The sequence below is a fragment of the Pseudomonas sp. 14A genome (assembly GCF_018132745.1).
In the GTDB taxonomy this organism is placed as follows: domain Bacteria; phylum Pseudomonadota; class Gammaproteobacteria; order Pseudomonadales; family Pseudomonadaceae; genus Aquipseudomonas; species Aquipseudomonas mercuritolerans.
The window spans coordinates 86421-112534 of the sequence record NZ_JAGRQJ010000015.1; the positions used below are offsets into that span (position 1 = coordinate 86421).

Here is a 26114-nt window from a genome sequence, read left to right on the forward strand (position 1 = left end):
CATCTTTAGCTTGAGGAGAGTTCTACAACCATGATGCGCATCCTGCTGTTTTTGGCCACTAACCTGGCGGTCGTGCTGATAGCCAGCATCACCCTGAGCCTGTTCGGCTTCAACGGGTTCATGGCGGCCAACGGGGTCGACCTCGACCTCAGTCAGCTGCTGGTTTTCTGTGCGGTCTTTGGTTTCGCCGGCTCGCTGTTCTCGCTGTTCATCTCCAAGTGGATGGCGAAGATGAGCACCGGCACGCAAATCATCAGCCAGCCACGCACCCGTCATGAGCAATGGCTGCTGCAAACGGTCGAGCAATTGTCCCGCGAGGCCGGGATCAAGATGCCTGAAGTCGGGATTTTCCCGGCCTACGAAGCGAATGCTTTCGCTACCGGCTGGAACAAGAACGACGCGCTGGTCGCGGTCAGCCAGGGCCTGCTCGAGCGATTCTCGCCCGATGAAGTGAAAGCCGTACTGGCCCACGAAATCGGTCACGTCGCCAACGGCGACATGGTCACGCTGGCGCTGATCCAGGGCGTGGTGAACACCTTTGTGATGTTCTTCGCGCGGATCATCGGCAACTTCGTCGACAAGGTCATCTTCAAGAACGAAGAAGGCCAGGGCATCGCCTACTACGTGGCGACCATCTTCGCCGAACTGGTGCTGGGCATCCTCGCCAGCGCAATCGTCATGTGGTTCTCGCGCAAGCGCGAATTCCGTGCCGACGAAGCCGGCGCCCGCCTGGCCGGTACCAGCGCGATGATTGGCGCTCTGCAACGTCTGCGTGCCGAACAGGGCCTGCCGGTGCACATGCCCGACACCCTGAACGCCTTCGGCATCAACGGTGGCATCAAACAGGGCTTCGCCCGCATGTTCATGAGCCACCCGCCGCTGGAAGAGCGTATTGACGCACTGCGTCGTCGCGGTTGATTTGACCGAAGTGAAAAAGAAGGCCCGCAGCGATGCGGGCCTTTTTTTGTTTCTTCAGATCATGCATTGTCAGCAAAGTCCCTTTCGCGAGCAGGCTCGCTCCCACCTTTGGAATGCATCCCACTGTGGGAGCGAGCCTGCTCGCGAAGACGCCGGAGCTGCTGACAGAAAACTATCTGGAAGAAACCCGATAAACCCGCTCCACCAACCACTCAGCCCCAGCCTGCAGAAACTTCGGACTCTCAGCCAGAACATCCTGCTGCTCCAGTTCGTCCACCTGCCAGCCCTCACCCAGCAACCGCTGCACTTCATCATCAGTCACCGCAAACGGCGGCCCCGGAATCTGCGTCTGATCGTAATCCAAAGTAATCACCAGCCCTTTCACCTCCGGCGCCAGCAAGTGCTGCAGATGCGCTGCATAGCGCTGACGCATCACGTCCGGCAAGGCAATCAGCGCGGCGCGATCATACAGCGCCGTGCAACCGACAACATCCCCCGCCGTCAGGGCGAAAAAATCCCCGCACCACAGTTCGATGGCATCACTGCGATAAACCTTGAATGCGCCTTGCTCGCCGATCTGCGGCTGCAACTGATGATTGCTGAAAAAATCCTCGACAGCCTTCTCCGATAGCTCAACCCCAAGCACTTGATGCCCCTGCCCGGCAAGCCAGAGCAGATCCAGACTCTTTCCGCACAGCGGCACCAGCACACGCGCCGACGGTGCAATCGCCAGCTCCGGCCAATAGCACTGCAAATACGGGTTGGCCTCGGACTGATGAAAGCCGATCTGGTTCGAATCCCATTTCTTGTACCAAAACTCAGACTGCATGGCTCACTCCCGAAAAACCGATGAAAAACCGCAGAAACTTATATTGGATTCAGATCGATGATCTGACTGAAGATGGCTCATCTTAGCGCTCAGGAGCCCGTCCATGTTGCCCAGCCTGTTTATCTCCCACGGTTCACCGATGCTGGCGCTGGAGCCCGGTGCCAGCGGCCCGGCACTGGCGCGACTGGCCGCTGAACTGCCGCGCCCCAAAGCCATCGTCATCGTCTCGGCGCACTGGGAAAGCCAGGAACTGCTGGTCAGCAGCCACCCGCATCCGGAAACCTGGCACGACTTCGGCGGTTTCCCCCGTGCGCTGTTTGAAGTGCAGTACCCGGCCCCGGGTAATCCGCAGCTGGCCGCCGAAGTGGCTGAACTGCTGAACGCCCATGACTTGCCGGCGCGGCTCGATCCGCAACGACCGTTTGATCATGGTGTCTGGGTGCCACTGTCTTTGATGTATCCGCAGGCCGACATTCCGGTGGTGCAAGTCTCGCTGCCGAGTCGTGGTGGGCCGGCGTTGCAGACGCGGGTTGGCCGTGCGCTGGCGAGCCTGCGCGAACACGGCATTCTGTTGATCGGCTCCGGCAGCATCACCCACAACCTCCGCGAGCTGGACTGGCATGCCGGCCCGGAAAGCATTGAACCGTGGGCGCGGGATTTTCGTGACTGGATGATCGACAAACTGGCGGCCGACGATGAAACGGCGCTGCATGATTATCGCCAGCAGGCGCCAAATGCGGTGCGCAGTCACCCGAGTGATGAGCATTTGTTGCCGTTGTATTTTGCTCGCGGTGCGGGCGGGGTTTTCAGCGTGACGCATCAGGGTTTCACGATGGGGGCGCTGGGTATGGATATTTATCGCTTCGGTTGAGGCCTTCGCGAGCAGGCTCGCTCCCACAGTAGCCAATGAACAGGCAAAAAAAATCCCCGAACCAGTCGGGGATTTTTTATGTGCGATCAATCAGCCCAAGGGCGGATCAATCTTCGCGGTAGCGACGCAGCTTGAGCTGCTTACCGGCAACGCGAGTGTCCTTCAGCTTGGTCAGGAGTTTTTCCAGACCTTCTTCCGGCAGCTCGACGAGGCTGAAGCTGTCACGCACCTGGATGCGACCGATCGCTTCACGGGCCAGACCGCCTTCGTTGAGGATGGCGCCCAGCAGGTTTTTCGCAGCGATACCGTCACGCGCGCCCAGCGCGGTACGGCAACGAGCACGGCCTTCGCCCAAAGGCATTGGCGCGCGACGCTCGCGGTCACCACGATCAGGACGATCACCGGAACGCTCAGGACGGTCGCCACGCGGTGCGTTGTTCGGCACCAGTGGACGTTCCTTCTCGATTGCGGCCAGGTTCAGCGCTTGACCATTGGTGGCCTTGCGCAGCAGCGCAGCAGCCAGTGCACGCGGGGTGCAACCGATGTCGGCGGTCAGGCGATCAAGCAGTTCGCCGTGAGTCGATTCGGCATCAGCAACCAGCGGCGACAGGCTGTTGGTCAGTTTCTTGATGCGTGCATCGAGAACGGCTTGAGCGTCTGGCAGGCGTACTTCAGCAACTTTCTGACCGGTTACGCGCTCGATCACTTGCAGCATGCGGCGCTCACGTGGAGTCACCAGCAGCAGTGCACGACCTTCGCGACCGGCACGGCCGGTACGGCCGATACGGTGCACGTAGGATTCCGGGTCGTACGGCATGTCAACGTTGAATACGTGAGTGATGCGCGGAACGTCCAGACCACGGGCAGCAACGTCGGTCGCGACAACGATGTCCAGACGGCCATCCTTGAGCGAGTCGATCACGCGCTCACGCTGGTTCTGGGCAATGTCACCGTTCAACGCGGCGGCTTTGTAGCCTTTGGCGTCGAGGGCGCTGGCCAGGTCCAGGGTCGCTTGCTTGGTGCGCACGAACATGATCAGCGCGTCGAAGTCTTCGACTTCCAGCAGGCTGAGCACGGCAGAGGTTTTCTGGTCAGCGTGAACCAACAGGTGAGCCTGTTCGATCGCGGTAACGGTCTGGGTCTTGGTCTGGATCTTGACGTGTTGCGGATCGCGCAGGTGGCGTTCGGCAATGGCGCGGATCGACTGCGGCAGGGTCGCCGAGAACAGCACGGTCTGGCGGGTCGATGGCAGAGCCTTGAAGATGACCTCCAGGTCATCCATGAAGCCCAGCTTCAACATTTCGTCAGCTTCGTCGAGAACCAGATGGTTCACAGTCGACAGGACTTTCTCGTCGCGACGCAGGTGGTCGCACAGACGACCCGGAGTAGCGACAACAATCTGTGCGCCATTACGGATTGCCTTGAGTTGCGGGCCCATCGGCGCGCCGCCGTAGACAGCCACGACGGTGACGCCTGGCATTTGCTTGGCGTAGGTTTCAAAAGCGGTTGCTACTTGCAGCGCCAACTCTCGGGTCGGCGCCAGGATCAGGGCTTGCGGTTCGCGCTTGGCAGGATCGATGCGGTGCAGAATAGGCAGTGCGAACGCGGCGGTTTTACCGGTACCGGTTTGCGCCTGGCCAATCATGTCCTGGCCGGCCATGATGATCGGGATCGATTGCTGCTGAATCGCCGAAGGCTCTTCGTAGCCAGTCGCTGCGACGGCTGCAAGAATATTCGGGTTGAGATTAAAAGCGGCGAATCCGCCGGTTTCCTGGGTCATGGGTCTGCCTCTAAGTGCATCCGCAAAGACCCATGCTCCAAAGCTGCGCATGCCGTGTTGAGACTCAAGAGTCGCCCTGGCAGCTTTGTCGGCGGGGATTTGCGAAAACGAATGAATGAAGATGAATCGTCAAGGAAGAGCCCGCAATGCGGACATGCAGCCGAAGCTGACTTCGGGAAATGCGCTACCTAAACGCGGCCCGGTTAAAGGCCGGCGCGCACTATACCGGATTTCGCCCGAAAAGGGAGCTTTTTTTGTGGCCCTTATCCGGGTGTCACCGCCGTGTAACGGGGTTTTGCGGATAATCGCGCAACGGTCTATTTTGCAAAGGCCCGGCCCTGCGGGCGATAACGCTCAAACGGTTCACCGATCTGCGGCAAAGCGCCGCGCACCCGCCCTTCCCGCTTGAGGATTTAGCCATGAATCAGCCCTGCGCCGGCCGCGTCAGCCGAGAACGTCGTGGTCATGTGCACTTGATCGGCCTTGATCGGGCGGCCAAGCGCAACGCTTTCGATATCGACCTGCTAAACGACCTGAGCCTGGCCTACGGCGAATTCGAAGCCGACCGCGAAGCGCGGGTCGCCGTGGTGTTCGGCCATGGCGAGCACTTCACCGCCGGACTCGATCTGGTCAATGCCAGCGCCGCACTGGCCGAAGGCTGGCAGGTTCCGAGCGGCGGTTGCGATCCCTGGGGTGTTTTCGTCGGCCCACGGGTGAGCAAACCGGTTATCGTCGCCGCGCAGGGTTACTGCCTGACCATCGGCATCGAGCTGATGCTGGCGGCGGACATCAACCTGTGCGCGAGCAATACCCGCTTCGCGCAGATGGAAGTGCAGCGTGGGATCTTTCCGTTTGGCGGCGCGACTTTGCGTTTCCAGCAGATCGCTGGCTGGGGCAACGCGATGCGCTGGTTGCTCACTGGCGATGAGTTCGATGCCCACGATGCGTTGCATCTGGGCCTGGTGCAGGAAGTGATGGCCAGCGAAGATTTGCTGCCCCGCGCGATCGAGCTGGCCGAACGGATTGCCCGGCAGGCACCACTGGGCGTGCAGGCGACCTTGATGTCAGCGAGACAGGCGCGTTATGAGGGTGAGACAGCGGCGGCGCAGGCGTTACCGGCGCTGGTGAAGAAGTTGCTCGCCACTGAGGATGCCCGGGAGGGGGTGCGATCGTTGGTGGAGCGGCGGTCAGGGATCTTCAAAGGCATCTGAAGATTCTGCTGCCTGTCAGGGCCTTTTCGCGAGCAGGCTCGCTCCCACAGGGAGAATGCATTTCAAATGTGGGAGCGAGCCTGCTCGCGAAAAGGGCGGTACTGCCGACTTACGTCGCCGGGCGAATCGCGTTGATCAACGACTGCAACGAATACCCCAACCGCGGCGCCAGCGCTTCGGCCCGCTGGGTCAGCGCCTGCATGTCCAGCGCCTGATCGAGATCCGCCGGAACGATCAGAATCACGTTGCCCTCCTTCACCGGCAATTCCCAGTAGTGCCGGTGATAGAGCCCGCGCAACAACGCCGCGCCCAGTGGCTTGCCATCGTCGGTGGCCCACTGGTTGATCACCAGCCAGCCGCCCGGATTCAGGCGCTTCTGACAATCGCCGAGAAAACTCCAGGCCAGATGCCCGACACCGGGACCGACATCGGTATAGAGGTCGACGAAAATCAGATCCGCCGGCTCGGCAGTCGGCAGCAATTCCAGCGCATCGCCGACGCGGATGTACAACCGCGGATCATCATCCAGACCGAGATACTCGATGGCCAGGCGCGGCACGTCCGGGCGCAGTTCGATGGCTTCGACGTCTTCGAGCGGCAGAAACTTCAGGCAAGCCTGGGTCAGCGTGCCCGCGCCCAAACCGAGAAACAGCGCACTCTCCGGCTGCTCGTGGCACAGCGCGCCGATCAGCATCGCGCGGGTGTAGTCGTACTCCAGCCAGCTCGGGTCGGCGGTGAACACGCAGCTCTGCTCGATCGCATCGCCGAATTCGAGAAAGCGGTAATCGGCCACTTCCAGCACGCGAATCACGCCGAACTCATCCTGTACTTCGGCGAGCAGATGCTCGACGCGCTCCTCAGTCATTTCGTCTCCTGATGGTCACCGGGCGCGGTGACGCGATGGCACCGCTGTGGCGCCGTGGCAAAGCGGCGATTGTCGGCGATGGGGCGGGAGCAGGTCACGCACTAATTGCTGCTAACATGGCGCTTCCCTGCGTACGAACTTCGAGACCGTGATGAGCCAACCGTGGAGCCCTGACAGCTGGCGCGCCCTGCCGATCCAGCAACAACCGCAATACCCCGACGCCGCGCACCTGCGCCAGGTCGAGCAAACCCTGGCCAGCTATCCGCCGCTGGTGTTCGCCGGCGAAGCCCGCGAGCTGCGCCGCCAGTTTGCCGAAGTCACTCAGGGCCGCGCGTTCCTGTTGCAGGGCGGCGATTGCGCGGAAAGCTTCGCCGAATTTTCCGCCGCGAAGATCCGCGACACCTTCAAAGTGTTGCTGCAAATGGCAATCGTCATGACCTTCGCTGCCGGCTGCCCAGTGGTCAAGGTCGGGCGCATGGCCGGTCAGTTCGCCAAGCCACGTTCGGCCAACGACGAAACCATCGGCGGCGTAACCCTGCCGGCCTACCGTGGCGACATCGTCAACGGCATCGGCTTCGACGAAAAGAGCCGCGTGCCGGATCCGGAGCGTTTGCTGCAGTCCTACCATCAGTCCACAGCAACCTTGAACCTGTTGCGCGCTTTCGCCCAGGGCGGTTTCGCCGACCTGCACCAAGTGCACAAGTGGAACCTGGATTTCATCGCCAACTCGGCGCTGGCCGAGAAGTACAGCCACCTCGCCGACCGCATCGATGAAACCCTCGCGTTCATGCGCGCCTGCGGCATGGACAGCTCGCCGCAACTGCGCGAAACCAGTTTCTTCACCGCCCACGAAGCGTTGCTGCTGAACTACGAAGAAGCCTTCGTCCGCCGCGACAGCCTGACCAACGATTACTACGATTGCTCGGCGCACATGCTGTGGATCGGCGACCGCACACGTCAGCTCGACGGCGCGCACGTTGAATTCCTGCGCGGGGTGAACAACCCGATCGGCGTCAAAGTCGGCCCGAGCATGAACCCCGATGACCTGATTCGCCTGATCGACGTGCTCAACCCGGACAACGATCCGGGGCGGTTGAACCTGATCGCGCGGATGGGCGCGAACAAGGTCGGCGATCATCTGCCGGCACTGATCCGCGCGGTCCAGCGCGAAGGCAAGCAGGTGCTGTGGAGCTCCGATCCGATGCACGGCAACACCATCAAGGCCAGCAGCGGCTACAAGACCCGCGATTTTGCGCAGATCCTTGGCGAGGTGAAGCAGTTCTTCCAGGTGCACGAAGCGGAAGGCAGCTATGCCGGCGGCATCCATATCGAGATGACCGGGCAGAACGTCACCGAGTGCATCGGCGGCGCCCGACCGATTACCGAGGATGGCTTGTCCGACCGTTATCACACCCACTGCGATCCGCGGATGAATGCTGACCAGTCGCTGGAATTGGCGTTTTTGATTGCCGAGACTCTGAAGCAAGTCCGCCGCTAGACCGAGTCGCCCCAATTCGCGAGCCTGCTCGCTCCCACATTTGCAATGCGTTTCCCTGTGGGAGCGAGCCTGCTCGCGAAAGGGCCGGCTCAGGCAACCTCAATCCGCGCCAATGCCACCCGCAACCGCCCCGCACTCTCGCGCTGACAATTCAACTGCACCCGCTCAAGCCCCAGCCAACCCGCCATCCGCCGCAAATTCAGCGCCAGCGCCAGCATGCCCTCCTCGTCCAGCCCCGGTTCTTCCTCGTGCACCGCATGCACCGCCAACTGCCCCGCCGCCCGTTCGGCGCGCAGATCAACCCGCGCGGCGATCCGCTCGTTGTGCAAAAACGGCAGCACGTAATAGCCGTAAACGCGCTTGGGCTGCGGAGTGTAGATTTCCAGGCGATAGCGGAAATCGAACAAGCGCTCGGTGCGGCTGCGCTCCCAGATCAGCGAGTCGAACGGCGACAGCAGCGCACTGGCGATGACCTTGCGCGGCACTTTGGGCTCCGGCAGGCAATAGGCGATCTGCCGCCAGTCGGCGACTTCGCACATCTGCAATTGCCCCGCTTCAACCAACTCAGCCAGACGCGGGCGCGCATCCGCAGGGCTCAGGCGAAAGTAATCGCGCAGGTCTTTTTCCGTACCAACGCCCAATGCTTGCGCCGCATGCAACAGCAAACCGCGTTGCGCCTCGGCCTCATCCGGCTCGGGCTGCTGCAGAATCGCTGCCGGAATCACTCGCTCGGGCAAATCGTACAAACGCTCAAATCCGCGTCGCCCCGCCACCGTGACCTCACCGGCGGCGAACAACCATTCCAGCGCGTGTTTCTCGGCACTCCAGTCCCACCATGGCCCGGCCTTGTCTTCGCGGGTCGACAGACTGCCGGCGCCGAGCGCGCCCCGCTCCTCAACCGCAGTCAGCACGCGGCGAATGGTTTCCTGTTGTTCGCGACCAAACCTCGCCAATTGCTGATAGATGTCTTCGCCACGCTTGGCCCGTTGCATGCGCCAACCCAGCAATGGGTACATCGACAGCGGCAACAGCGACGCTTCATGGCCCCAGTATTCGAACAGCGTGCGCCGCCGGCCGGCACTCCAGGCAGCCTGGTCGAGCAAGTCAGATGGATAGGAACCGAGACGGGAAAACAGCGGCAGGTAGTGCGAGCGCACCACGGCATTGACGGAATCGATTTGCAGCAGGCCCAGCCGTTCGATCAGCCGGTTGAGATGGCCGGCAGTGACGGTCGGCGGCTGGCGCCCGTTGAACCCTTGGGCGGCCAGCGCCAGACGTCGCGCCTGTTTGAGGGAAAAGGACACTGTCGCGGGCATTTATTCCTCCATGTCTGCTCGCAACCTACCTCACCTGAAAGGGGTTTGTGTAGCGATCGCCTCATCATTTATGCATCGGGTCGTCCCAGAACGGCCGCACGGTTTCATGCTCGACATCGGCGCGGCTGATGCCGATGTCCTTCAGCGCCTCATCGCTCAGACCGGCGAGCATTTCCCGTTCACGATGCAGCTCATACCAACGGCTGAATTTGTGCAGCAGATCGGACACGATATGGCCGTGGCCGGACAGCTGTTCTTGGCTTGCATACTCTCTTTGACCTTTCATCGTCTTGCCTCCTTTTGTGGATGGCTCAAGTCTCGCGCCAGCGCTAAGATCAATCCAACGAATGTTTCTGATGGCATGCATCACGGAGATTCATCAATTGTCCGCCTACCCCAGTATCGATACCGATGTCCTGCGCACCTTTGTCGCGATTGCCGATCAGGGCGGTTTCACCCGTGCCGGCGAGATGGTCAACCGCACCCAGTCGGCGGTGAGCATGCAGATGAAACGTCTGGAAGAAGACGTGTTGCAGCGCCAGCTGTTCGAGCGCGATGGCCGTCAGGTGCGGCTTACGGCTGAAGGCCAGGTTCTGCTCGGTTATGCGCGGCGCATCCTCAAACTGCACAGTGAGGTGTTCAACACCCTGCGCGAGCCGCACATGGTCGGCACCGTGCGCATCGGTACGCCGGATGATTATGTGATGCGTTTTCTGCCGGGGATCCTGTCGCGGTTCGCGCAGTTCTATCCGCTGATCCAGATCGAAGTGCATTGCGAATCGACCAAACAACTGTTGCAGCGCACTGATCTGGACTTGTCGATCGTTACCCGCGAGCCGGGCAACGAGATCGGCCAGTTGCTGCGCAAGGAGCGCTTTGTCTGGGCCGAGGCGCAGAACTTCAGCGCCCACGAACAGACGCCGCTGCCCCTGGCGATGTTCAACAGTGATTGTTTCTGCCGCCTGTGGGCATGCAATGCGCTGGACGCGATGGGCCGCGATTACCGCATCGCTTACAACAGCAGCAGCCTGTCGGCGCTGATGGCGGTAGTCAGCGCGGGGCTGGCGATCACCGCGCAACTGGAAAGCCTGATCACCCCGGATATGCGCATCCTTGGCGCCGCCGAAGACCTGCCACTGTTGCCCGAGGCGAGCATCATGCTGATCCGCAATCTGAACAACCCGTCGCCGATCACCGAGTGCCTGGCCGAGCACATCGTCGAGGGCTTCAAACTTTAAATGCGAGCATCACCGCACACAGCACCAGAAAGCCGCAGAACAGCCCACGCAGGAGTTTTTCCGGCATGGCGTGGGCAACTTTCACGCCCCAACTGATGCTGAGCAGACCTCCGACCGCCAGAGGCAGGCCGATCATCCAGTCGACTTCGTGGTGCACCGCGTAGGTCACCAGGGTTACGCCAGTGCTCGGCAGGGCCAGCGCCAGCGACAATCCTTGAGCAACCACTTGGCTGGTGCCGAACAGGCTGGTCAGCACCGGCGTCGCCACCACCGCGCCGCCGACGCCAAACAAACCGCCCATGGTCCCCGAGGCGGCGCCGAGCACGCCCAACCACGGCCACGAATAGCGCATCTCGGCAGTCGGCGCTGGTCGCGGACCGAACATCTTCAACAGGTTGTAGGCCGACAGCGCCACCAGAAAAGCGACAAATCCGATGCGCATGGTCTGCGCATCGATGCCCACCGCCCAGATCGAGCCGAGCCAGGCAAAGCAGAAACCCATCACTGCCAGCGGCAGCGCATGGCGCAATTCGATGCGATTGCGCTGGTGATAACGCCACAGCGCCAGCATCACGTTCGGTACCACCATCACCAGCGCCGTGCCCTGGGCGATCTGCTGATCAAGCCCAAACCACACGCCAAGCAACGGGATCGCAATCAAGCCACCGCCAATGCCAAAGATCCCGCCCAATGTGCCAAGGGCGGCGCCGAACAGCAGGTACAACAGAAAATCCATCACAACGGTAATCCTCTAACGACAGGCGGCCAATGCTACGCACTCGCGCCTAGCGGGGAAACGCACAGCAACGCACAATGGCTATGCCGATTTTGCACAAGCGTGATTTCCATGAATCCCAACCAATTGACCGATCAGCTCGGCCTGTTTCTCGATGTGCTGGAGAGTGGCAGCTTTTCTGCCGCTTCGCGCCGCCATCCGCTGACGCCTTCCGCCGTAGCCCGGCGCATCGATAGCCTGGAAAGTGCCGTCGGCAGTCAGCTGTTCGTACGCAGCACCCATGCCGTGCTGCCGACTTCGGCCGGCCTGGCCTTTGCCGAGCGGGCGCGACGGATCATCGCCGAGTTGCAACTGGCGCGGGCCGAAGCGGTGTCGTTGAGCAGCGCACCGGAAGGCCTGATCCGCATCGATGCGCCAGCAGCTTTCGGGCGGCGGCATCTGGCGCCGGTAATTGCCGATTTTCTCCTGCTGTATCCGGGACTGGATGTGCAGATGCACCTGATCGACAGCTTCAGCGACATGGCCGGCAGCAGCCTGGGCAAGGTCGATCTGGTGCTGCGTACCGGCCAGTTGGCTGACTCGCGCCTGGTCGCCACGCCATTGGCGAGCATGGTCCGCGTCGCCTGCGCCAGCCCTGACTATCTCAAGCAGCGTGGCGTGCCCGAGCACCCAGCGCAGTTGAGTGAACACGACGGGCTCGACTGGGAAGGCCTTGCGCCGCCCTTTGCCTGGAAATTCGAAGTGGACGGGCAAATGCAACTGCACCGGCCATCGCGGGTGCGCCTGAGCGCCAACAATGCCGAAGCCCTGGCGTGTGGCGCGGCGGCGGGTCTGGGCGTCGCACACTTGCCGACTTGGCTGGCCAGCGAATACTTGCTGCGTGGCGAACTGGTGCCACTGTTCTGCGAAAACGGCCTGCCGCCGCCGGAGTCCACCGGCATTTACGCGCTGCGCATGGAACAGCAGGTCCATTCGCGCAGTCGGTTATTGCTGGAATACCTGAAAACCCGCTTCAGCCCGGTGCCGCCGTGGGATCTGGCGTTGCAACGGCAATTCGCCCGGCACTGACGCCGGACATATTTATCTGGCGCCTTAAAGATTCGAGCGCTAGATTAAAAAACGATCAACGATCAAGGCTTTGACAATGACTTGCGAACGCGACAACTGCGACGACCTGCTGCTCGACAATCAGGCGTGCTTCGCCCTGCACTCGACCTCGCTGATGATGACCAAGGTCTACAAGCCGCTGTTGCAGGCGCTGGGCCTGACCTATCCGCAATATCTGGCGATGATGGTGTTGTGGGAGAAGGACGGTCTGACTGTCGGAGAAATCAGCGCACGCCTGCTGACCGATCCGGGATCGCTGACGCCATTGCTCAAGCGTCTGGAAGCCGAAGGCCTGCTCAGCCGCACCCGCAGTCGCGAAGATGAGCGGGTGGTGATTGTCGAACTGACCGCAGCGGGCCGCGCCTTGCGCGACAAGGCGCAGACCGTGCCGCAGTGCATTCTTGGCGCCAGTGGCTTCACCCTTGAACGTCTGCAGAAATTGCAGGCCGAGCTGCAAGCGCTGCGCGGACATCTGCAAGACAGCCTGAATTAAGCCCCGCTACATTCCCCTGTGGGAGCGAGCCTGCTCGCGAAAGCGTCCGATCAGACAGCGAGTCGTTGAATGTTCCACCGCCTTCGCGAGCAGGCTCGCTCCCACACTGATTTTCAACGCCAACAAAAATATTTTTCCCGCCTGCATTCCCTCGTCAAGCGCTCTAAATCAAGCCTTACCCGCCCCTTCAACGCTATGCCCTTGAGCAAAACGCGATATTTATTAAAAAATTATCTTGCGCGCCAAACATTAGCGCTATACATTCTCTTCACACCTACTTAGCGCGCAAACAATTAGCGCGCAAAACCACAACCAATGAGGCTCACACCATGCAAACTCTCTACACCGCAATCGCAACTTCCACTGGCGGCCGTGACGGTCGTGCGATCTCCAGCGACAACGTACTCGACGTCAAACTGGCCACCCCGAAAGAACTCGGCGGTGCTGGCGGTGCGGCGACCAACCCTGAGCAACTGTTCGCTGCCGGTTACTCGGCCTGCTTCATCGGCGCACTGAAATTCGTCGCCAGCCAGACCAAGCGCAAGATTCCTGACGACGCGTCAATCACCGCCCATGTCGGCATCGGCCAGATCCCTGGCGGTTTCGGTCTGGACATCGATTTGCACATCAGCCTGCCGGGCCTGGAACAAGCCGATGCGCAGTCGCTGGTCGACGCCGCTCACCAGGTCTGCCCGTACTCCAACGCCACCCGTGGCAACGTCGATGTGCGCCTGCACGTGACCGTGTAATCACTCAAGCCCCCGGCCCGAACAAGGAAAAATGAACATGAACACTTTCAGCAAAGTCTTGACCGGTACCCTTCTCGCCCTGTCGGTACACAGCGCTTTCGCCGGTGATGTCGAACACAACACCCAGGCATTCCTCGATGCGCTGAATTCTGGCAGCGGCAAGCCGATCGAGCAGCTGTCGCCCAAGGATGCCCGCGCCGTGCTGGTCGGCGCGCAGTCCGGGGTCAAGTTGACGTTGCCCAAAGCCGATGTCAGCGAGAAGACCATCCAGGTCGATGGTCAACCGCTGAGCCTGACCATCGTCCGGCCGGCCGGGGTCAAGGGTGAGCTGCCGGTGTTCATGTTCTTCCACGGCGGCGGCTGGGTGCTGGGAGACTTCCCGACTCACGAACGTCTGGTACGCGATCTCGTGGTCGGTTCGGGTGCGGCGGCGGTGTTCGTCAACTACACCCCTTCGCCGGAAGCGCATTACCCGGTGGCGATCAACCAGGCCTACGCTGCGACCAAATGGGTGGCAGAACACGGTAAAGAGATCAATGTCGACGGCAAGCGACTGGCCGTGGCCGGCAACAGCGTCGGCGGCAACATGGCCGCAGTGGTTGCGCTGATGGCCAAGGACAAGGGCACCCCGGCGATCAAATTCCAGGTGCTGCTGTGGCCGGTGACCGATGCCAACTTCGACACCGGTTCGTATAACCAGTACGCCGAAGGGCACTTCCTCACCCGCAATATGATGAAGTGGTTCTGGGACAACTACACCACCGACGCAAAGCAGCGCAACGAGATCTACGCTTCACCGCTGCGCGCCACCACCGCACAGCTCAAAGGCCTGCCGCCAGCACTGGTGCAGACTGCCAGCGCCGACGTGCTGCGTGATGAAGGTGAAGCCTATGCGCGCAAACTCGACGAGGCCGGAGTACCGGTAACGTCGGTGCGCTACAACGGCATGATTCACGATTACGGCTTGCTCAACGTGGTCAGCCAGGTACCGGCGGTGCGCTCGGCGATGTTGCAGGCGTCTGAAGAACTGAAGCAACACTTGAAGTAACCACCGTCCCATTGTGAGAGCGAGCCTGCTCGCGAAAGCGTCCCGTCAGACAGCGCTTCATTGAATGACACACCGCGTTCGCGAGCAGGCTCGCTCCCACAGGGTTCCGAGTGTTTCTTACAGGCACAAAAAAACCCGACTCAATGGTCGGGTTTTTTCTTTCCGCAAAAAGCAGTGCTTATTTCGCACGGCCTTTGTAGGAACCGCCTTCGCGGGTATCGATCTCGATCATGTCGCCGATTTCGATGAAGTCGGCAACCGACAGCTCGGTACCGTTCTTCAGTTTGGCAGGCTTCATCACCTTGCCGGAAGTGTCACCGCGAGCGGAGCCTTCGGTGTAGTCAACCTGACGCACGATGGTGGTCGGCAGTTCTACGGAAACCAGACGCTCTTCGAAGAACACGGCTTCGCAAACGTCGGTCATGCCTTCTTCAACGAAAGGCAGAACGCTTTCGATGTCTTCGGCGTTCAGCTCGTACATGGTGTAGTCAGTGGTGTCCATGAACGTGTAGGTGTCACCGCTGATGAACGACAGGGTGGCTTCTTTACGATCCAGAATCACGTCGTCCAGTTTGTCGTCCGCACCGTAAACGGTTTCGGTCTTGTAACCGGTCAGCAGGTTCTTCAGCTTGGTCTTCATGATCGCGCTGTTACGGCCCGACTTGGTGAATTCAGCTTTCTGAACCAGCCAAGGATCGTTGTCGATACGGATCACGGTACCGGGTTTGAGTTCTTTACCAGTTTTCATTGCGAATATCCGAATTTGGATGGGATTTACAAAAATCTAGGCCGCGTATCATATCCAATTTACATAAAACTGTACCAGCGCCGTGGCAAGATCCGCCTGCAAGGCCTGTTCCAGACACCATGCCTCGGCGTTTTCCTCGAGTTCCGGCCAATGATTTCGCACCGCCAGCCAGTGCTCGCCGATCGGTTGCCCGGCGCTCCACGCGCGCCACAGACCGTTCATCGCCTGCGCCGCAGCGGGCGTAAGGCCGTGAGTGTAGAGCGCAAGAAAAGCATCGAGCTTGTCCAGATGGATGTCATCGTCCTGCTGATAGATGTGCCAGAGCATAGGCCGCCCCGCCCATTGCGCGCGAACGAATGAGTCCTCGCCACGCACCGCGTTGAAATCGCAGCACCACAGTAGATGGTCGTATTGATCCTGACGGACGAACGGCAGCACCTGCACGGTGAGCGAATCGCGCACATGAATCGCGCCGACCGTCAGGGTTTCCACATTCAGCCAGCGCGCCACATCGCCGAGAATCCGTCCTTCCGGCACCAGCAGGTGAGTCGGCCGCGCATCGGCCGCCAGCACGTCCAGCCAACTGGCCAGCCCGGGGTTTTCATAAGCAAACAGCGAGATCAGTTGCGCGTCCGGAGCAGGATCGATGCCCAAGGCTTGCAGGAAATGTCGCTGGGCCGGCCGATCCTGCTGAAACTGCCGACGCTGCTCGAGCAGTCCGCGTTCGCGCAGCAGGCCACCGGTGCCCGGTTTGAAGCCTGGAAAGAAAAAGAACTTCTGCACCGTTTTGTATTTTACCGACGGCAAGCCGTGGCAGCCGGTGACCCAGTCTTCGGCGCTGAGATAATCGAGGTTGAGCCACAGCGGCGGCGTTTCCCGCGCAGCCATGCTGTCCATGTAGTCGGCGGGCAACTGACAGGCGAAGGCGGCGATGACTACGTCGGCCGCCTCGGCGTGCAGCCACTCGCTCGGCCACTGACGCACCTCGACGCCCTGCTGCCATTGCTGCACAACATCGACATCGATCTCAGGACAGAGGCGCTCGAACGCGCGCAGATCATCCACCCACAGGCGCACCGGCAAGGCATGCTCGGCCACCAGCTGCCGGGCCAGGCGCCAGGTCACGCCGATGTCACCGAAGTTATCGACCACGGTGCAGAAAATGTCCCAGCGGGGTTTCACTTCAGGCATGCCGTTCTCCCGTTGGCAAAAAACCTCGATTGTCCGCATAAATGCACTCGCGCAGAAGAGCCGACGGCGATTAATCTTCGTGCGACAATCGCCGCTTGCCCGCAACCATCCGCCAGGAGGCCGCCATGCCCTACCGTCCGAATCCGCGTCGTCCGTTGCCCGTTCAGCTTAGCGCGCTGCATCTGACCGGCAGCATTGCGCTGGGCCTGTGGCTGGGGTTCCTGGCGATTGCGCTGACCTGCTGGCTGCTTTCGCGCTTTATCTTTCCCGAGCAACTGGCCCCTGTCGCGCAAGCGGTGCAGCAGCGCGTCAGTCCGCCGGCTGTGGCGCCCGTACAGGTACAGCCGGACATTCCACCGCAGAGTCCGCTGTTCCAACAGTACGAAGAAAACCTGCGCAAGAATGAACAGCAGGCCCGACTGGATCAGGCGCGCGCCAATTCGCGTAACGCGTCCAATCCGAAATGCCAGTTCTGGCTGCAGCAGGACCAGACCGCGCCGACCGAAAAGAGCCGCGCCAACGTTTTGCAATTCTGCGATTGATCATGAACAAACACAGCGTCCACCAGTTGATTCTCGACAAGCTGCGCATCGACCTCGACATTGCCGAACGCGCCGCGCAAACCGCTTACGAAACCGCGACCCACGAAGAAAACATCGCCGAAAACAAGTACGACACGCTGGGGCTGGAGGCGTCGTATCTGGCGGCGGGTCAGGCGAAGCGGGTTGAGGAAATCCGTCAGTCACTGGCGCTGTGTCAGAACCTGACGTTGCGTGCCTACGACGAAAAACGCGGCATCGAAGTCGGCGCCCTGCTCGGTCTGGAGGACGAAAAGGGTCGCGAGCAATGGCTGTTTCTGGCGCCGGATGCGGCGGGTCTCAAAGTCGATGTAGTGGGTCAACCGATCACCGTCATCACCCCGCGCTCGCCGCTGGGCAAAAGCCTGCTGGGCAAGTTCGAGGGCGATGAGGTGGAGATTCTGGTGGCGGGCACCCGGCAACAATTTGCTGTCACCGAGGTGCTCTGAAGCGGGTGCTTAGTGAACGGGCAGTTCGACGCCGTCGAACAGCTCTTCGAGCTCTTGCTTGTTGTGGCACTGAATGGCCTTGGCCATGACTTCGCGGGTCAGGTGCGGGGCGAATTTCTCGATGAAGTCGCACATGAAGCCACGCAGGAAAGTGCCACGTCGGAAACCGATCTTGGTGATACTCGACTCGAACAGTTCGCTGGCATCCAGCACCACCAGGTCGTTATCGAGCTTGGTATCGACGGCCATCTTAGCCACGATGCCTACGCCCAGACCCAGACGCACGTAGGTTTTGATCACGTCGGCGTCAGCAGCGGTGAACACCACTTTCGGCGTCAGGCCACGATGGCTGAAGGCTTCGTCGAGCTTGGAGCGGCCGGTGAACCCGAATACGTAAGTAACGATCGGATATTCGGCCAGCGCTTCGAGGGTCAGCTTCGGCAACTTGGTCAACGGGTGGCCGTGGGGTACGACCACGCAGCGGTTCCAGCGGTAGCACGGCATCATCACCAGATCGCCGAACAGCTCCAGCGCTTCAGTGGCAATGGCGAAATCGACGGTGCCGTCAGCGGCCATTTCGGCGATCTGCATCGGCGAGCCCTGATGCATGTGCAGGGCCACGTCCGGGTATTGCTTGATGAAATTGCTGATCACCGGCGGCAGCGCATAACGCGCCTGGGTGTGGGTGGTGGCGATCGACAGGGTGCCCTTTTTCTCGTTGGAGAATTCCTGGGCAATCTGCTTGATGCTTTCGACTTTGCGCAGGATCTCGCCAGCGGTGGTGATGATGCGCTCGCCGGCCGGGGTGACGCGGGTCAGGTGCTTGCCGCTGCGGGCGAAGACTTCGACGCCCAGCTCGTCTTCCAGCAGGCGGATCTGCTTACTGATGCCCGGTTGCGAGGTGTACAGGCTTTGAGCGGTAGCGGAAACGTTGAGGTCGTGGTGCGCCACTTCCCAGATGTAGCGCAGTTGTTGAAGCTTCATATCAATCCCTCAAAGCAGGTAGACGCCACGGGCATCAGCGACGGTATATAACTATATTAATGGTTCGAAGAATAAATCTAGAACTTTTTTATCAAAACGCCATTATTCCTGCTTCAGCGATCCTCACGCCGCCGGCGTTCCATCAGCGGCACCAGATAGACCGGCACCTTGGCCAACTGCAGGACCCGCGCCGCCGTGCGCCCCAACGGTGTTTCCGCACCGACACCATGGCTGTGACTGCCGACGATCAGCAGATCGACCGAGAGCTTGTGCACCTGTTCGAGAATCACCTGCGACGGATCACCCTGCAGCACGCGCACCGCGCGAATGCGCTGCAGATCCTGTTCGCCGTCGTCCCCCAGTTCTTCACGAAAGCTGTCGAGCACCCGCTGTTCGATATTGGCGATGACTGTTTTCAGACCCTGACTATGGAATTCGTTCAATGCCTGTTCGTCGAGATAGCTTTGCAGCACCGACTCGGCAAACAGGCCCATGGGTTCCACCGCGTGCACTACATACAGATCGGCATTGAAGGTGCGCGCCAAGGCCAGGGCATGCTGCATCACGAACGGTGCGTACAGACCGAGGTCGGTGGCATACAGCATTGAGCGAATCATGGGACCTCCTCGCGAGCCAACGATGGCGGAGATTGATTCAGCTTAGCAGTGCCTTGGCGAGTACGACGTGCGACGCAACGTCCTGAATGAAAAGGCTCTAGATCGGCTGTTCGTTGCTGATGCCATGGGGCACGTGGCCGGTGGCGACCACTTCGCGAGCCAGCTCGCAATGACCGGTCTGGTCATCGAAGAACACGTCGGCGGCGAAGGCTTCGAGGAACGCCGATTTGGTCAGGCCACCGAGAAACAGCGACTCATCGAGACGAATATCCCATTCCCGCAAGGTGCGGATCACCCGCTCATGGGCCGGCGCCGAACGCGCGGTCACCAGCGCCGTGCGGATCGGGCAATCGTCATCGGGAAACTCGCGCTGCAACAGATTGAGCGCTGCCAGAAAGCCCTTGAACGGCCCACCACGCAATGGCTCGCGTGCCGATTCGCGTTCCTTGGCCTGAAACGCTTCCAGGCCGCCGGACTGATAGACGCGCTCGGACTCGTCGGAAAAGATCACCGCATCACCGTCAAAGGCGATACGTAATTCATCACTGGCCGCACGGCTCGCGCCTCCGGACAGAATCGTGGCGGCGGCGAACCCGGCGTCCAGCGCCGCACGCACGTCTTCGGCGTGGGTCGAGAGAAACAGGTCGCAGCCAAACGCTTTCAGATACGGATACGGACTGCGCCCACCGACGAACGCCGCACGAGAAATCGCCAGGCCGTAATGATGGATCGAATTGAACACCCGCAGACCGGTGTCGGCGCTGTTGCGCGAGACCAGAATCACCTCGACCCGCGCGCGGCCGAGACGACTGTTCAGGCTCAGGAGTTTTTCCACCAGCGGGAACGCATCGCCCGGCGCGAGGATTTCGTCTTCGTGCTCGATCTGATATTGCCGATAGGCTTCGACGCCGCTCGACAGGTAGACCTTGTGGCTTTCACTCAGGTCGAACAAGGCGCGCGAGGAAATCGCCAGCACCAGTTTGTCATCGATGTTATTGGCCATGCCTTCCCCCAGAACAACCGACTCAGGTATTGCGTCGGTCGATAAAACCCAAATGGCGATACAACGCCTCGATGCGCGGCAACTCGCAGCCCGCCGCTTTCGCCGCCGCCAATGGCCGGGCGTAGATCGCCTCCAGCTCCAGCGGACGCTTGTGTGCAAAATCGTGGTACATGCTCGGCCAGTAATCGGGCATTTTTTCCGTCATGGTGAACAGGTACTCGGCGTAACCGGGCGGGATCTCGTATCCACAGGCCTTGGCGCCCTGCACCACTTCCGCCATCAACGCCTGAATCGACCGGCGGCTGTCAGCATCAGCCATCAGCGCTTCGGTTCCCGCCCCGAGCAGTACTGAAAGGCCGTTGTAGGGAATATTCCACACCAGTTTCTGCCAGCGCGCCTGATGCAGGTTGGCCATCGCTTGAGAGTCGATGCCGGCGGCACGGAACAACCCGGCGCCCTCCTCGACGATCGCCACGCGCGCTACTTCATCAATGGCCGAGCCGCTGTGATAACCGACATTCACCGCGCCAAGGGCCTGATGGGTAATCTGCCCCGGGCCTTCGCGATTTACGCAAACCAGACACAAACCGCCGAGCAGATGCAGCGAATCCGGCAGCAGCGGCCGCAGGCTGTCTTCGACATCCAGACCGTTTTGCAGCAACAGTACTTTGGCGTCAGGTTTGGCGGCCTGAATGATCGCCGGCGCCAGACCGGCGTTGCTGGTGGTCTTGGTGCCGACCAGCAGCCAGTCACAGGGCGGCATGTCTTCGGCAGCGGAATAGGCATTGGCCGGATTCAGCGTCAACGGCCCATGCACCGCACTGTTGATCTGCAAACCGCGCTCAGCCACTGCGGAAAATTCGCTGCGCAACAAGAAATGCACGTCGAAACCGGCACGCGCCAGCATCACCCCGTAAAACCCGCCGATCGCACCGGTGCCGATAATCCCCACCACCGGTTTGTTGACTGTCTCGCTCATGGCAACTCCTCTGCAATTCGACCCAGCGCCTGTGCCACTGCCTGGTTGAGCTCATCAACCGTCAGGCGGCTGTGCACTGCGCCAAAGAACTCGCCGTCGCGCACCACGAACAGCGCCGGCAAATGAAACACCTGATAACGCTCGACCAGCCCGCCGTTGTTGCCGGCGTCGATCCAGCACAGCTGGTCGATCATCAGCGGCAATTCCGGCAACACCTCGCGGGCATAACGACAACTGGCGCAGCCGACGCTGGTGAAGATCACCAGAGAAACCCCGCGCATCGCCAGCAGCCGCTGGTCGGCGTCGAAGTCGGTCAGCTCGGATTCGACCACTATACTGGGGGAAACAATGTCAGATGGCCGACACAGGGAGTCTGTGCTCATGGGACGTTTCATTCCTCATCCGGACGAAGTGCCGGTTGAATTGACGTTACTCAAGCCTGAATGCATTTCCAGACAACAGCTGCACACTATCAGCCTCGGCGGCATCGCTTGCAATTACCACCGCGCCTGGCGCCACGGCACTGCGCTGCAAGTGCGCATGCCGACGCTGAATGCCGACTTCTGTTATCCGGGCTATGTGGCCTGGTGTCTGCGGCGTAAAAAAGGCTATCTGGTGGGCATTGCCTTCACTGACGAACAGACCCTGTTCAGCGCGCGAATGGGTGAGCAGGTGTGTCAGATCGAACGCTATTCACGCATGCAGGACAGCCACGACGATCTGCAGGATAGTCAGGCGCTGGCCCTGCAATGGGTCGAGGAGCACGCCGAAGAGTTCTCCCACGACAACCTGCGCAAGGCTTTTGCGCAGCCAGCGCTGGACTAAAGCACGGTTTGCCCATTGTCGAGCCGCCTCTGACGCGCTAAGGTTCGGCTCCCCCGACGCGCTAAATCTGCTGTGCTCCGCCGCGCGGGGATCGCTGGCGGCCGGCACCCGTGACCTGACGAGTAAACGATGGCTGATTTACCGATCAACGACCTAAACGTCGCCTCTAACGAGACCCTGATCACTCCCGATCAGCTCAAGCGTGATATCCCCCTGAGCGACGCCGCCCTGCGCACCGTCACCAAGGGCCGCGAAGTCATTCGCAACATTCTCGATGGTACCGACCACCGTCTGTTCGTCGTGATCGGCCCGTGCTCGATTCACGACATCAAGGCTGCTCACGAATACGCCGATCGCCTCAAGGTGCTCGCCGAGGAAGTCTCCGACACTCTGTATCTGGTCATGCGCGTGTATTTCGAGAAGCCGCGTACCACCGTCGGCTGGAAAGGTCTGATCAACGATCCGTACCTGGACGACTCGTTCAAGATCCAGGACGGCCTGCATATCGGTCGTCAGTTGCTGCTCGACCTGGCCGAGAAAGGCCTGCCGACCGCCACCGAAGCCCTCGACCCGATCTCCCCGCAATATCTGCAGGATCTGATCAGCTGGTCGGCCATCGGCGCGCGTACCACCGAATCGCAGACTCACCGCGAAATGGCTTCCGGCCTGTCCTCGGCGGTTGGTTTCAAAAACGGCACCGATGGCGGCCTGACCGTGGCGATCAACGCCTTGCAGTCGGTGTCCAGCCCGCACCGTTTCCTCGGCATCAACCAGGAAGGTGGCGTGTCGATCGTCACTACCAAAGGCAACGCCTACGGGCACGTGGTGCTGCGCGGCGGCAATGGCAAGCCGAACTATGATTCGGTCAGCGTTGCGCTATGCGAGCAGGCGCTGAACAAGGCGAAGATCAAGCCGAACATCATGGTCGATTGCAGCCACGCCAACTCCAACAAGGACCCGGCCCTGCAACCGCTGGTGATGGAAAACGTCGCTAACCAGATCCTCGAGGGCAACCAGTCGATCATCGGTCTGATGGTTGAGAGCCATTTGAACTGGGGTTGCCAGGCAATCCCGAAAGACCTCGCCGACCTGCAATACGGCGTGTCGATCACAGATGCCTGCATCGATTGGTCCGCTACCGAAAACACCTTGCGCAGCATGCACGCCAAGCTCAAGGACGTATTGCCGAAGCGTCAGCGCACGTAAACTGCGTTTTACGGGCATAAAAAAACGCCGGACATTGTCCGGCGTTTTTGTGTGTGCGGTTCAGATCTTCGCGGCGCGACGCTGATGGCGTTCCATGTAGCGCTCGACGTAGGAGCAAGACGGGATCACCGTGTAGCCCATTTCTTCGGCGTATTGCAGCGCGCGTTCAGTCAGCGCTGCGGCAATGCCACGGCCGCGCAGGGCATTGGGCACGAAGGTACGATAGATATCCAGGGTCTGCTTGCCCAGATCCATGTAGGTCAGGTAAGCACGATGACCGTCCACAGTGGTCTCGAATTGATGACCAGCCTGGTCATGGTGGATGGACAACGCCTCGCTCATCACTACTCCTCGCGGGTCTTGAATTGTGACCCCTACCTTACCGATGTTTTCCCGGCGAAGGAACATCTACGCCACCCCGTGCCTGATGGACACCGAGAAGAGCCACACCGATCTCGCGCAACCTGACACCTGCTGAATAGTAGGCACCATTGGCAATAATGCTCAAGGTACGCTCGTCATCGGACGGTTTGGGGGCAAAGGCTTCGATGCTCGCAGGTTCGGTCGCAGACCCTCTTTGCGCGCCGCTTGCCTGAACATTGCCGGAATGTTGAGACTTAAGACGTGCAAGCTTTTTTAAAGTCACCTGAACATCAACAAAGATACGCGAAGCGCTTCGCAGAACCTGAACAAAAGTGTGGACGAATTCATTTAGAAAGACTTTAGCCGAAGTCGCAAAAACAGCATGCGACGGTGGGAACTTTTTCCGTTTGAGTCGCTCACGCCGGGGCTTGCAGCTGGATATTTTTTATACAGCGCAGTTAAAAGTTGCTCGAAAAAGAATCAACGCCTACAATTTTTTTTGCTTCTTGCGCTACGTCAGTTTACTTACTACAAGTAATGGGTAGTATGTACGCCGGCTATTTCCTCAATCGTGAGGAGACAGCCACTTAATTTGAAAGTCCTTGAAGGGGAACACGATGAACAACGTTCTGAAATTCTCTGCTCTGGCTCTGGCCGCAGTTCTGGCTACCGGTTGCAGCAGCGCATCGAAAGAAACCGAAGCACGTCTGACCGCTACTGAAGACGCAGCTGCTCGCTCCCAGGCTCGTGCAGACGAAGCTTACCGTAAAGCTGATGAAGCTCTGGCTGCTGCTCAAAAAGCACAACAGACTGCTGACGAAGCTAACGAGCGTGCTCTGCGCATGCTGGAAAAAGCTAGCCGCAAGTAATAATCCCTCGGGATTGTTATCGAGCCGATCCGGTTTTCCGGGTCGGCTTTTTTGTGCCCGGTGCTTTTCTCCGGGCAATAAAAAACCCACCGACGCTGCACGCCTCGGCGGGTTTCCGATCAATGCTTATTGCTGCAGATCGATCGGTGCACTGCTGACCATTGGCGCCGAGGTATTCGGCACGGCGATCTCAACCGGCAGGCCGTCTTCGGCCGCAACCACATCACGCACCACATCCCAGTTCATGCGCAGGTTGCTGGTGATGTCTTCACGCTTGAGCATCGCGTTGATCACCGCGGTGTGCTTGTCGACCACCGACGGGTTGCCCTTGTCGTCGAGCGGCGTGTGCGCTTCCAGATAGACCTTGCCGCCACTGCGACCGAACTTGTACGGGTCGTTGATGATGCGCACCGAGGTGCCGACCGGGACCATGCCGGCCATTTCCAGCACGTTGTTGTTGAACATGCGGAAGCAGCCGTGGCTGGTGCGCATGCCGATGCCGAACTTCTTGTTCGAACCGTGGATCAGGTAGCCCGGTGTGCCGAGGGTGAACTTGAACGGCCCCAGCGGGTTATCAGGACCGGCCGGCACCACATTCGGCAGCGGATCACCGTCAGCAGCGTGTTCGGCCTTGATCGAAGCCGGAGGCGTCCACGTCGGGTTCGGTGTCTTGGCGATGATCGAGGTGTGCGCGATCGGCGAGCCCCAGCCTTCGCGGCCGATACCCAGCGGGAACGTGTACACCACGTCGCGGCCTTTCGGATAGTAATAGAGACGGTATTCGGCGAGGTTGATGACGATGCCTTCACGCGGGCCCGGCGGCAGGATGAAACGCGTCGGCAGGACGATCTCGGTACCGGCGCCCGGCAGCCAGGCATCGATGCCCGGGTTGGCCGCAACCATTTCCGAATAGCCCAGATCGTAGGTGGTGCCCAGGTCGGCGAAGGTGTCTTCGTACTTGGCTTTGATCACCTGCACCTGGCCGACGATGTCCTCGCCGGGTGGTGGCAGGGGAAGCTCCAATGCAGCAACGGGACCAGCCACACACAGGGCGGCAAGTGACAGGCAGCGGGTGACGGCAGGAAAGCGCGGCAACATCCGGAAAATCCTTCGCATGATCATCAAGGGTATAAGGCCGCGATTGTACACCGCGGCCTGGGGATTCGGGAGGCCACGCAGTTGCAGGCGACAGAGTGCTTTCAAGGTGGGAGCGAGCCTGCTCGCGAAAGCAGTGTGTCAGCGACCATAAATGTCGATTGATGAAACCCTCTCGCGAGCAGGCTCGCTCCCACACTTTGATCTTGAGCGCTCAGAGCTCGAATCGCAGCTCGGGCCAGATCGGCGACGTACCGCGTTTCTGCGATTCAAGAATCGCCCGGCACAGCGAGCACAGACGCTGATCCTGGAACACCCGCCGATCAACATTCGACCAGCGCGGTTGCGCCGGCAGCAGAGTGCCGCACAGCGTGCGATCGGCCGAGCCACCGAGTTCCAGCTGCCGCGTCACCAGATGCACCCGCACTTCCTGGCAGGCGAACAGATCCAGCTGCTCGTCAGGCTCGATCAGTTGGTAGGCAAACAGGGACCAGGCAGGACGCGGCATCGGGGGCTCCAAATTAGGGGGCGCCACATTAGCCGAAAGC

The 26114-nt window shown here is 60.4% G+C and carries 30 protein-coding genes; 14 read left to right on the forward strand and 16 right to left on the reverse strand.

All coding sequences use genetic code 11. The features are described 5' to 3' along the window. Positions 1–30: 30 nt before the first annotated feature. Complete coding sequence (gene htpX / locus PS14A_RS17210; RefSeq protein ID WP_007908619.1) at positions 31–918, forward strand: protease HtpX; 888 nt, start codon at positions 31–33, stop codon at positions 916–918. Positions 919–1090: 172 nt separating this feature from the next. Here htpX and PS14A_RS17215 read toward each other — a convergent pair whose 3' ends face one another. Next, positions 1091–1747 (reverse strand): thiopurine S-methyltransferase, encoded by a 657-nt coding sequence (locus tag PS14A_RS17215; RefSeq protein WP_212616828.1) that lies wholly within the window; start codon positions 1745–1747, stop codon positions 1091–1093. 103 nt (positions 1748–1850) lie between these two features. Here PS14A_RS17215 and PS14A_RS17220 point away from each other — a divergent pair, with 103 nt between their 5' ends. Continuing rightward, entirely contained in the window at positions 1851–2618 is a 768-nt protein-coding gene (locus PS14A_RS17220; protein ID WP_212616829.1) for a class III extradiol ring-cleavage dioxygenase, read from the forward strand. Between the two features lie 106 nt (positions 2619–2724). Here the strand turns inward: PS14A_RS17220 and PS14A_RS17225 are convergent, their stop codons facing one another. Further along, positions 2725–4398, reverse strand: coding sequence for a DEAD/DEAH box helicase (locus PS14A_RS17225; RefSeq protein ID WP_016770859.1), 1674 nt, complete (start codon positions 4396–4398; stop codon positions 2725–2727). A 419-nt stretch (positions 4399–4817) separates the two neighbouring features. Between PS14A_RS17225 and PS14A_RS17230 the strand changes: the two genes are divergently transcribed. Next, positions 4818–5609, forward strand: coding sequence for a crotonase/enoyl-CoA hydratase family protein (locus PS14A_RS17230; protein ID WP_212616830.1), 792 nt, complete (start codon positions 4818–4820; stop codon positions 5607–5609). Between the two features lie 109 nt (positions 5610–5718). Here PS14A_RS17230 and PS14A_RS17235 read toward each other — a convergent pair whose 3' ends face one another. Then, positions 5719–6474, reverse strand: coding sequence for a spermidine synthase (locus PS14A_RS17235; RefSeq protein ID WP_130911595.1), 756 nt, complete (start codon positions 6472–6474; stop codon positions 5719–5721). 151 nt (positions 6475–6625) lie between these two features. Here PS14A_RS17235 and PS14A_RS17240 point away from each other — a divergent pair, with 151 nt between their 5' ends. Beyond that, positions 6626–7972, forward strand: coding sequence for a 3-deoxy-7-phosphoheptulonate synthase class II (locus tag PS14A_RS17240; RefSeq protein ID WP_038861070.1), 1347 nt, complete (start codon positions 6626–6628; stop codon positions 7970–7972). 89 nt (positions 7973–8061) lie between these two features. On the opposite strand, the gene PS14A_RS17245 is transcribed toward PS14A_RS17240, so the two are convergent. Both PS14A_RS17245 and PS14A_RS17250 read right to left on the reverse strand, forming a co-directional pair. Then, a complete protein-coding gene (locus PS14A_RS17245; RefSeq protein WP_212616831.1) occupies positions 8062–9288 on the reverse strand; it encodes a winged helix-turn-helix domain-containing protein in 1227 nt (408 codons plus the stop codon). 64 nt (positions 9289–9352) lie between these two features. After that, on the reverse strand, positions 9353–9574 hold the full coding sequence (locus tag PS14A_RS17250; protein ID WP_016770864.1) for a DUF1127 domain-containing protein: 222 nt from the start codon (positions 9572–9574) through the stop codon (positions 9353–9355). Between the two features lie 97 nt (positions 9575–9671). Here PS14A_RS17250 and PS14A_RS17255 point away from each other — a divergent pair, with 97 nt between their 5' ends. Continuing rightward, entirely contained in the window at positions 9672–10526 is an 855-nt protein-coding gene (locus PS14A_RS17255; protein ID WP_174823892.1) for a LysR substrate-binding domain-containing protein, read from the forward strand. Here PS14A_RS17255 and PS14A_RS17260 read toward each other — a convergent pair. After that, on the reverse strand, positions 10516–11265 hold the full coding sequence (locus PS14A_RS17260; protein WP_071173122.1) for a sulfite exporter TauE/SafE family protein: 750 nt from the start codon (positions 11263–11265) through the stop codon (positions 10516–10518). The two genes, PS14A_RS17255 and PS14A_RS17260, sit on opposite strands and share 11 nt — an antisense overlap. Before the next feature lie 108 nt (positions 11266–11373). On the opposite strand from PS14A_RS17260, the gene PS14A_RS17265 reads away from it, so the two are divergent. The 4 genes from PS14A_RS17265 (at position 11374) to PS14A_RS17280 (ending at position 14659) form a co-directional block, all read left to right on the forward strand. After that, positions 11374–12330, forward strand: coding sequence for a LysR family transcriptional regulator (locus PS14A_RS17265; RefSeq protein WP_016770867.1), 957 nt, complete (start codon positions 11374–11376; stop codon positions 12328–12330). Positions 12331–12406: 76 nt separating this feature from the next. Further along, entirely contained in the window at positions 12407–12862 is a 456-nt protein-coding gene (locus PS14A_RS17270; protein WP_073472431.1) for a MarR family transcriptional regulator, read from the forward strand. A gap of 329 nt (positions 12863–13191) precedes the next feature. Beyond that, positions 13192–13611, forward strand: a complete 420-nt coding sequence (locus PS14A_RS17275; RefSeq protein WP_007940002.1) for an organic hydroperoxide resistance protein — start codon at positions 13192–13194, stop codon at positions 13609–13611. A 37-nt stretch (positions 13612–13648) separates the two neighbouring features. Then, positions 13649–14659, forward strand: a complete 1011-nt coding sequence (locus PS14A_RS17280) for an alpha/beta hydrolase (RefSeq protein ID WP_024013773.1) — start codon at positions 13649–13651, stop codon at positions 14657–14659. A gap of 178 nt (positions 14660–14837) precedes the next feature. On the opposite strand, the gene PS14A_RS17285 is transcribed toward PS14A_RS17280, so the two are convergent. Continuing rightward, positions 14838–15407 (reverse strand): elongation factor P, encoded by a 570-nt coding sequence (locus tag PS14A_RS17285; RefSeq protein ID WP_003226785.1) that lies wholly within the window; start codon positions 15405–15407, stop codon positions 14838–14840. A 48-nt stretch (positions 15408–15455) separates the two neighbouring features. Beyond that, positions 15456–16598 (reverse strand): elongation factor P maturation arginine rhamnosyltransferase EarP, encoded by a 1143-nt coding sequence (earP, locus tag PS14A_RS17290; RefSeq protein WP_212616832.1) that lies wholly within the window; start codon positions 16596–16598, stop codon positions 15456–15458. 125 nt (positions 16599–16723) lie between these two features. Here earP and PS14A_RS17295 point away from each other — a divergent pair, with 125 nt between their 5' ends. Together PS14A_RS17295 and PS14A_RS17300 are read left to right on the forward strand one after the other, a co-directional pair. Beyond that, complete coding sequence (locus PS14A_RS17295) at positions 16724–17140, forward strand: hypothetical protein (protein WP_016770871.1); 417 nt, start codon at positions 16724–16726, stop codon at positions 17138–17140. 2 nt (positions 17141–17142) lie between these two features. Then, complete coding sequence (locus PS14A_RS17300; protein ID WP_130911591.1) at positions 17143–17625, forward strand: GreA/GreB family elongation factor; 483 nt, start codon at positions 17143–17145, stop codon at positions 17623–17625. A gap of 9 nt (positions 17626–17634) precedes the next feature. Here the strand turns inward: PS14A_RS17300 and cysB are convergent, their stop codons facing one another. The 5 genes from cysB to PS14A_RS17325 form a co-directional block, all read right to left on the reverse strand. Then, a complete protein-coding gene (gene cysB, locus PS14A_RS17305; RefSeq protein WP_016770873.1) occupies positions 17635–18609 on the reverse strand; it encodes an HTH-type transcriptional regulator CysB in 975 nt (324 codons plus the stop codon). 113 nt (positions 18610–18722) lie between these two features. Further along, positions 18723–19226: a universal stress protein gene (locus PS14A_RS17310; protein ID WP_039759918.1), complete on the reverse strand. Its 504-nt coding sequence runs from the start codon at positions 19224–19226 to the stop codon at positions 18723–18725. A 97-nt stretch (positions 19227–19323) separates the two neighbouring features. Continuing rightward, a complete protein-coding gene (locus PS14A_RS17315; protein WP_122611508.1) occupies positions 19324–20229 on the reverse strand; it encodes a 5'-nucleotidase in 906 nt (301 codons plus the stop codon). Between the two features lie 22 nt (positions 20230–20251). Next, the gene (locus PS14A_RS17320) at positions 20252–21208 is read right to left on the reverse strand and encodes a putative 2-dehydropantoate 2-reductase (RefSeq protein ID WP_212616833.1); all 957 of its coding nucleotides are present in this window, start codon (positions 21206–21208) and stop codon (positions 20252–20254) included. After that, positions 21205–21591, reverse strand: coding sequence for a thioredoxin family protein (locus tag PS14A_RS17325; RefSeq protein ID WP_212616834.1), 387 nt, complete (start codon positions 21589–21591; stop codon positions 21205–21207). The genes PS14A_RS17320 and PS14A_RS17325 overlap by 4 nt, the downstream gene beginning before the upstream one ends. Between PS14A_RS17325 and PS14A_RS17330 the strand changes: the two genes are divergently transcribed. Continuing rightward, positions 21590–22033 (forward strand): PilZ domain-containing protein, encoded by a 444-nt coding sequence (locus PS14A_RS17330; RefSeq protein ID WP_024013780.1) that lies wholly within the window; start codon positions 21590–21592, stop codon positions 22031–22033. The two genes, PS14A_RS17325 and PS14A_RS17330, sit on opposite strands and share 2 nt — an antisense overlap. 129 nt (positions 22034–22162) lie before the next feature. Then, complete coding sequence (locus tag PS14A_RS17335) at positions 22163–23239, forward strand: 3-deoxy-7-phosphoheptulonate synthase (protein ID WP_016770878.1); 1077 nt, start codon at positions 22163–22165, stop codon at positions 23237–23239. Positions 23240–23299: 60 nt separating this feature from the next. Here the strand turns inward: PS14A_RS17335 and PS14A_RS17340 are convergent, their stop codons facing one another. Next, on the reverse strand, positions 23300–23581 hold the full coding sequence (locus tag PS14A_RS17340) for a GNAT family N-acetyltransferase (protein WP_016770879.1): 282 nt from the start codon (positions 23579–23581) through the stop codon (positions 23300–23302). Between the two features lie 638 nt (positions 23582–24219). Between PS14A_RS17340 and oprI the strand changes: the two genes are divergently transcribed. Then, positions 24220–24471 (forward strand): outer membrane lipoprotei OprI, encoded by a 252-nt coding sequence (gene oprI, locus PS14A_RS17345; protein WP_003183784.1) that lies wholly within the window; start codon positions 24220–24222, stop codon positions 24469–24471. A gap of 126 nt (positions 24472–24597) precedes the next feature. On the opposite strand, the gene PS14A_RS17350 is transcribed toward oprI, so the two are convergent. Next, positions 24598–25569, reverse strand: a complete 972-nt coding sequence (locus PS14A_RS17350; RefSeq protein WP_024013783.1) for a L,D-transpeptidase family protein — start codon at positions 25567–25569, stop codon at positions 24598–24600. Between the two features lie 211 nt (positions 25570–25780). Then, complete coding sequence (locus PS14A_RS17355; RefSeq protein ID WP_016770881.1) at positions 25781–26074, reverse strand: hypothetical protein; 294 nt, start codon at positions 26072–26074, stop codon at positions 25781–25783. Positions 26075–26114 lie beyond the last annotated feature (40 nt).

Coding starts and splice junctions, on each gene's coding strand:
- htpX (WP_007908619.1), top strand. CDS start 31: ATGATGCGCATCCTGCTGTTTTTGGCCACTAACCTGGCGGTCGTGCTG.
- PS14A_RS17215 (WP_212616828.1), bottom strand. CDS start 1,747: ATGCAGTCTGAGTTTTGGTACAAGAAATGGGATTCGAACCAGATCGGC.
- PS14A_RS17220 (WP_212616829.1), top strand. CDS start 1,851: ATGTTGCCCAGCCTGTTTATCTCCCACGGTTCACCGATGCTGGCGCTG.
- PS14A_RS17225 (WP_016770859.1), bottom strand. CDS start 4,398: ATGACCCAGGAAACCGGCGGATTCGCCGCTTTTAATCTCAACCCGAAT.
- PS14A_RS17230 (WP_212616830.1), top strand. CDS start 4,818: ATGAATCAGCCCTGCGCCGGCCGCGTCAGCCGAGAACGTCGTGGTCAT.
- PS14A_RS17235 (WP_130911595.1), bottom strand. CDS start 6,474: ATGACTGAGGAGCGCGTCGAGCATCTGCTCGCCGAAGTACAGGATGAG.
- PS14A_RS17240 (WP_038861070.1), top strand. CDS start 6,626: ATGAGCCAACCGTGGAGCCCTGACAGCTGGCGCGCCCTGCCGATCCAG.
- PS14A_RS17245 (WP_212616831.1), bottom strand. CDS start 9,288: ATGCCCGCGACAGTGTCCTTTTCCCTCAAACAGGCGCGACGTCTGGCG.
- PS14A_RS17250 (WP_016770864.1), bottom strand. CDS start 9,574: ATGAAAGGTCAAAGAGAGTATGCAAGCCAAGAACAGCTGTCCGGCCAC.
- PS14A_RS17265 (WP_016770867.1), top strand. CDS start 11,374: ATGAATCCCAACCAATTGACCGATCAGCTCGGCCTGTTTCTCGATGTG.
- PS14A_RS17270 (WP_073472431.1), top strand. CDS start 12,407: ATGACTTGCGAACGCGACAACTGCGACGACCTGCTGCTCGACAATCAG.
- PS14A_RS17275 (WP_007940002.1), top strand. CDS start 13,192: ATGCAAACTCTCTACACCGCAATCGCAACTTCCACTGGCGGCCGTGAC.
- PS14A_RS17280 (WP_024013773.1), top strand. CDS start 13,649: ATGAACACTTTCAGCAAAGTCTTGACCGGTACCCTTCTCGCCCTGTCG.
- PS14A_RS17285 (WP_003226785.1), bottom strand. CDS start 15,407: ATGAAAACTGGTAAAGAACTCAAACCCGGTACCGTGATCCGTATCGAC.
- earP (WP_212616832.1), bottom strand. CDS start 16,598: ATGCCTGAAGTGAAACCCCGCTGGGACATTTTCTGCACCGTGGTCGAT.
- PS14A_RS17295 (WP_016770871.1), top strand. CDS start 16,724: ATGCCCTACCGTCCGAATCCGCGTCGTCCGTTGCCCGTTCAGCTTAGC.
- PS14A_RS17300 (WP_130911591.1), top strand. CDS start 17,143: ATGAACAAACACAGCGTCCACCAGTTGATTCTCGACAAGCTGCGCATC.
- cysB (WP_016770873.1), bottom strand. CDS start 18,609: ATGAAGCTTCAACAACTGCGCTACATCTGGGAAGTGGCGCACCACGAC.
- PS14A_RS17310 (WP_039759918.1), bottom strand. CDS start 19,226: ATGATTCGCTCAATGCTGTATGCCACCGACCTCGGTCTGTACGCACCG.
- PS14A_RS17315 (WP_122611508.1), bottom strand. CDS start 20,229: ATGGCCAATAACATCGATGACAAACTGGTGCTGGCGATTTCCTCGCGC.
- PS14A_RS17320 (WP_212616833.1), bottom strand. CDS start 21,208: ATGAGCGAGACAGTCAACAAACCGGTGGTGGGGATTATCGGCACCGGT.
- PS14A_RS17330 (WP_024013780.1), top strand. CDS start 21,590: ATGGGACGTTTCATTCCTCATCCGGACGAAGTGCCGGTTGAATTGACG.
- PS14A_RS17325 (WP_212616834.1), bottom strand. CDS start 21,591: ATGAGCACAGACTCCCTGTGTCGGCCATCTGACATTGTTTCCCCCAGT.
- PS14A_RS17335 (WP_016770878.1), top strand. CDS start 22,163: ATGGCTGATTTACCGATCAACGACCTAAACGTCGCCTCTAACGAGACC.
- PS14A_RS17340 (WP_016770879.1), bottom strand. CDS start 23,581: ATGAGCGAGGCGTTGTCCATCCACCATGACCAGGCTGGTCATCAATTC.
- oprI (WP_003183784.1), top strand. CDS start 24,220: ATGAACAACGTTCTGAAATTCTCTGCTCTGGCTCTGGCCGCAGTTCTG.
- PS14A_RS17350 (WP_024013783.1), bottom strand. CDS start 25,569: ATGTTGCCGCGCTTTCCTGCCGTCACCCGCTGCCTGTCACTTGCCGCC.
- PS14A_RS17355 (WP_016770881.1), bottom strand. CDS start 26,074: ATGCCGCGTCCTGCCTGGTCCCTGTTTGCCTACCAACTGATCGAGCCT.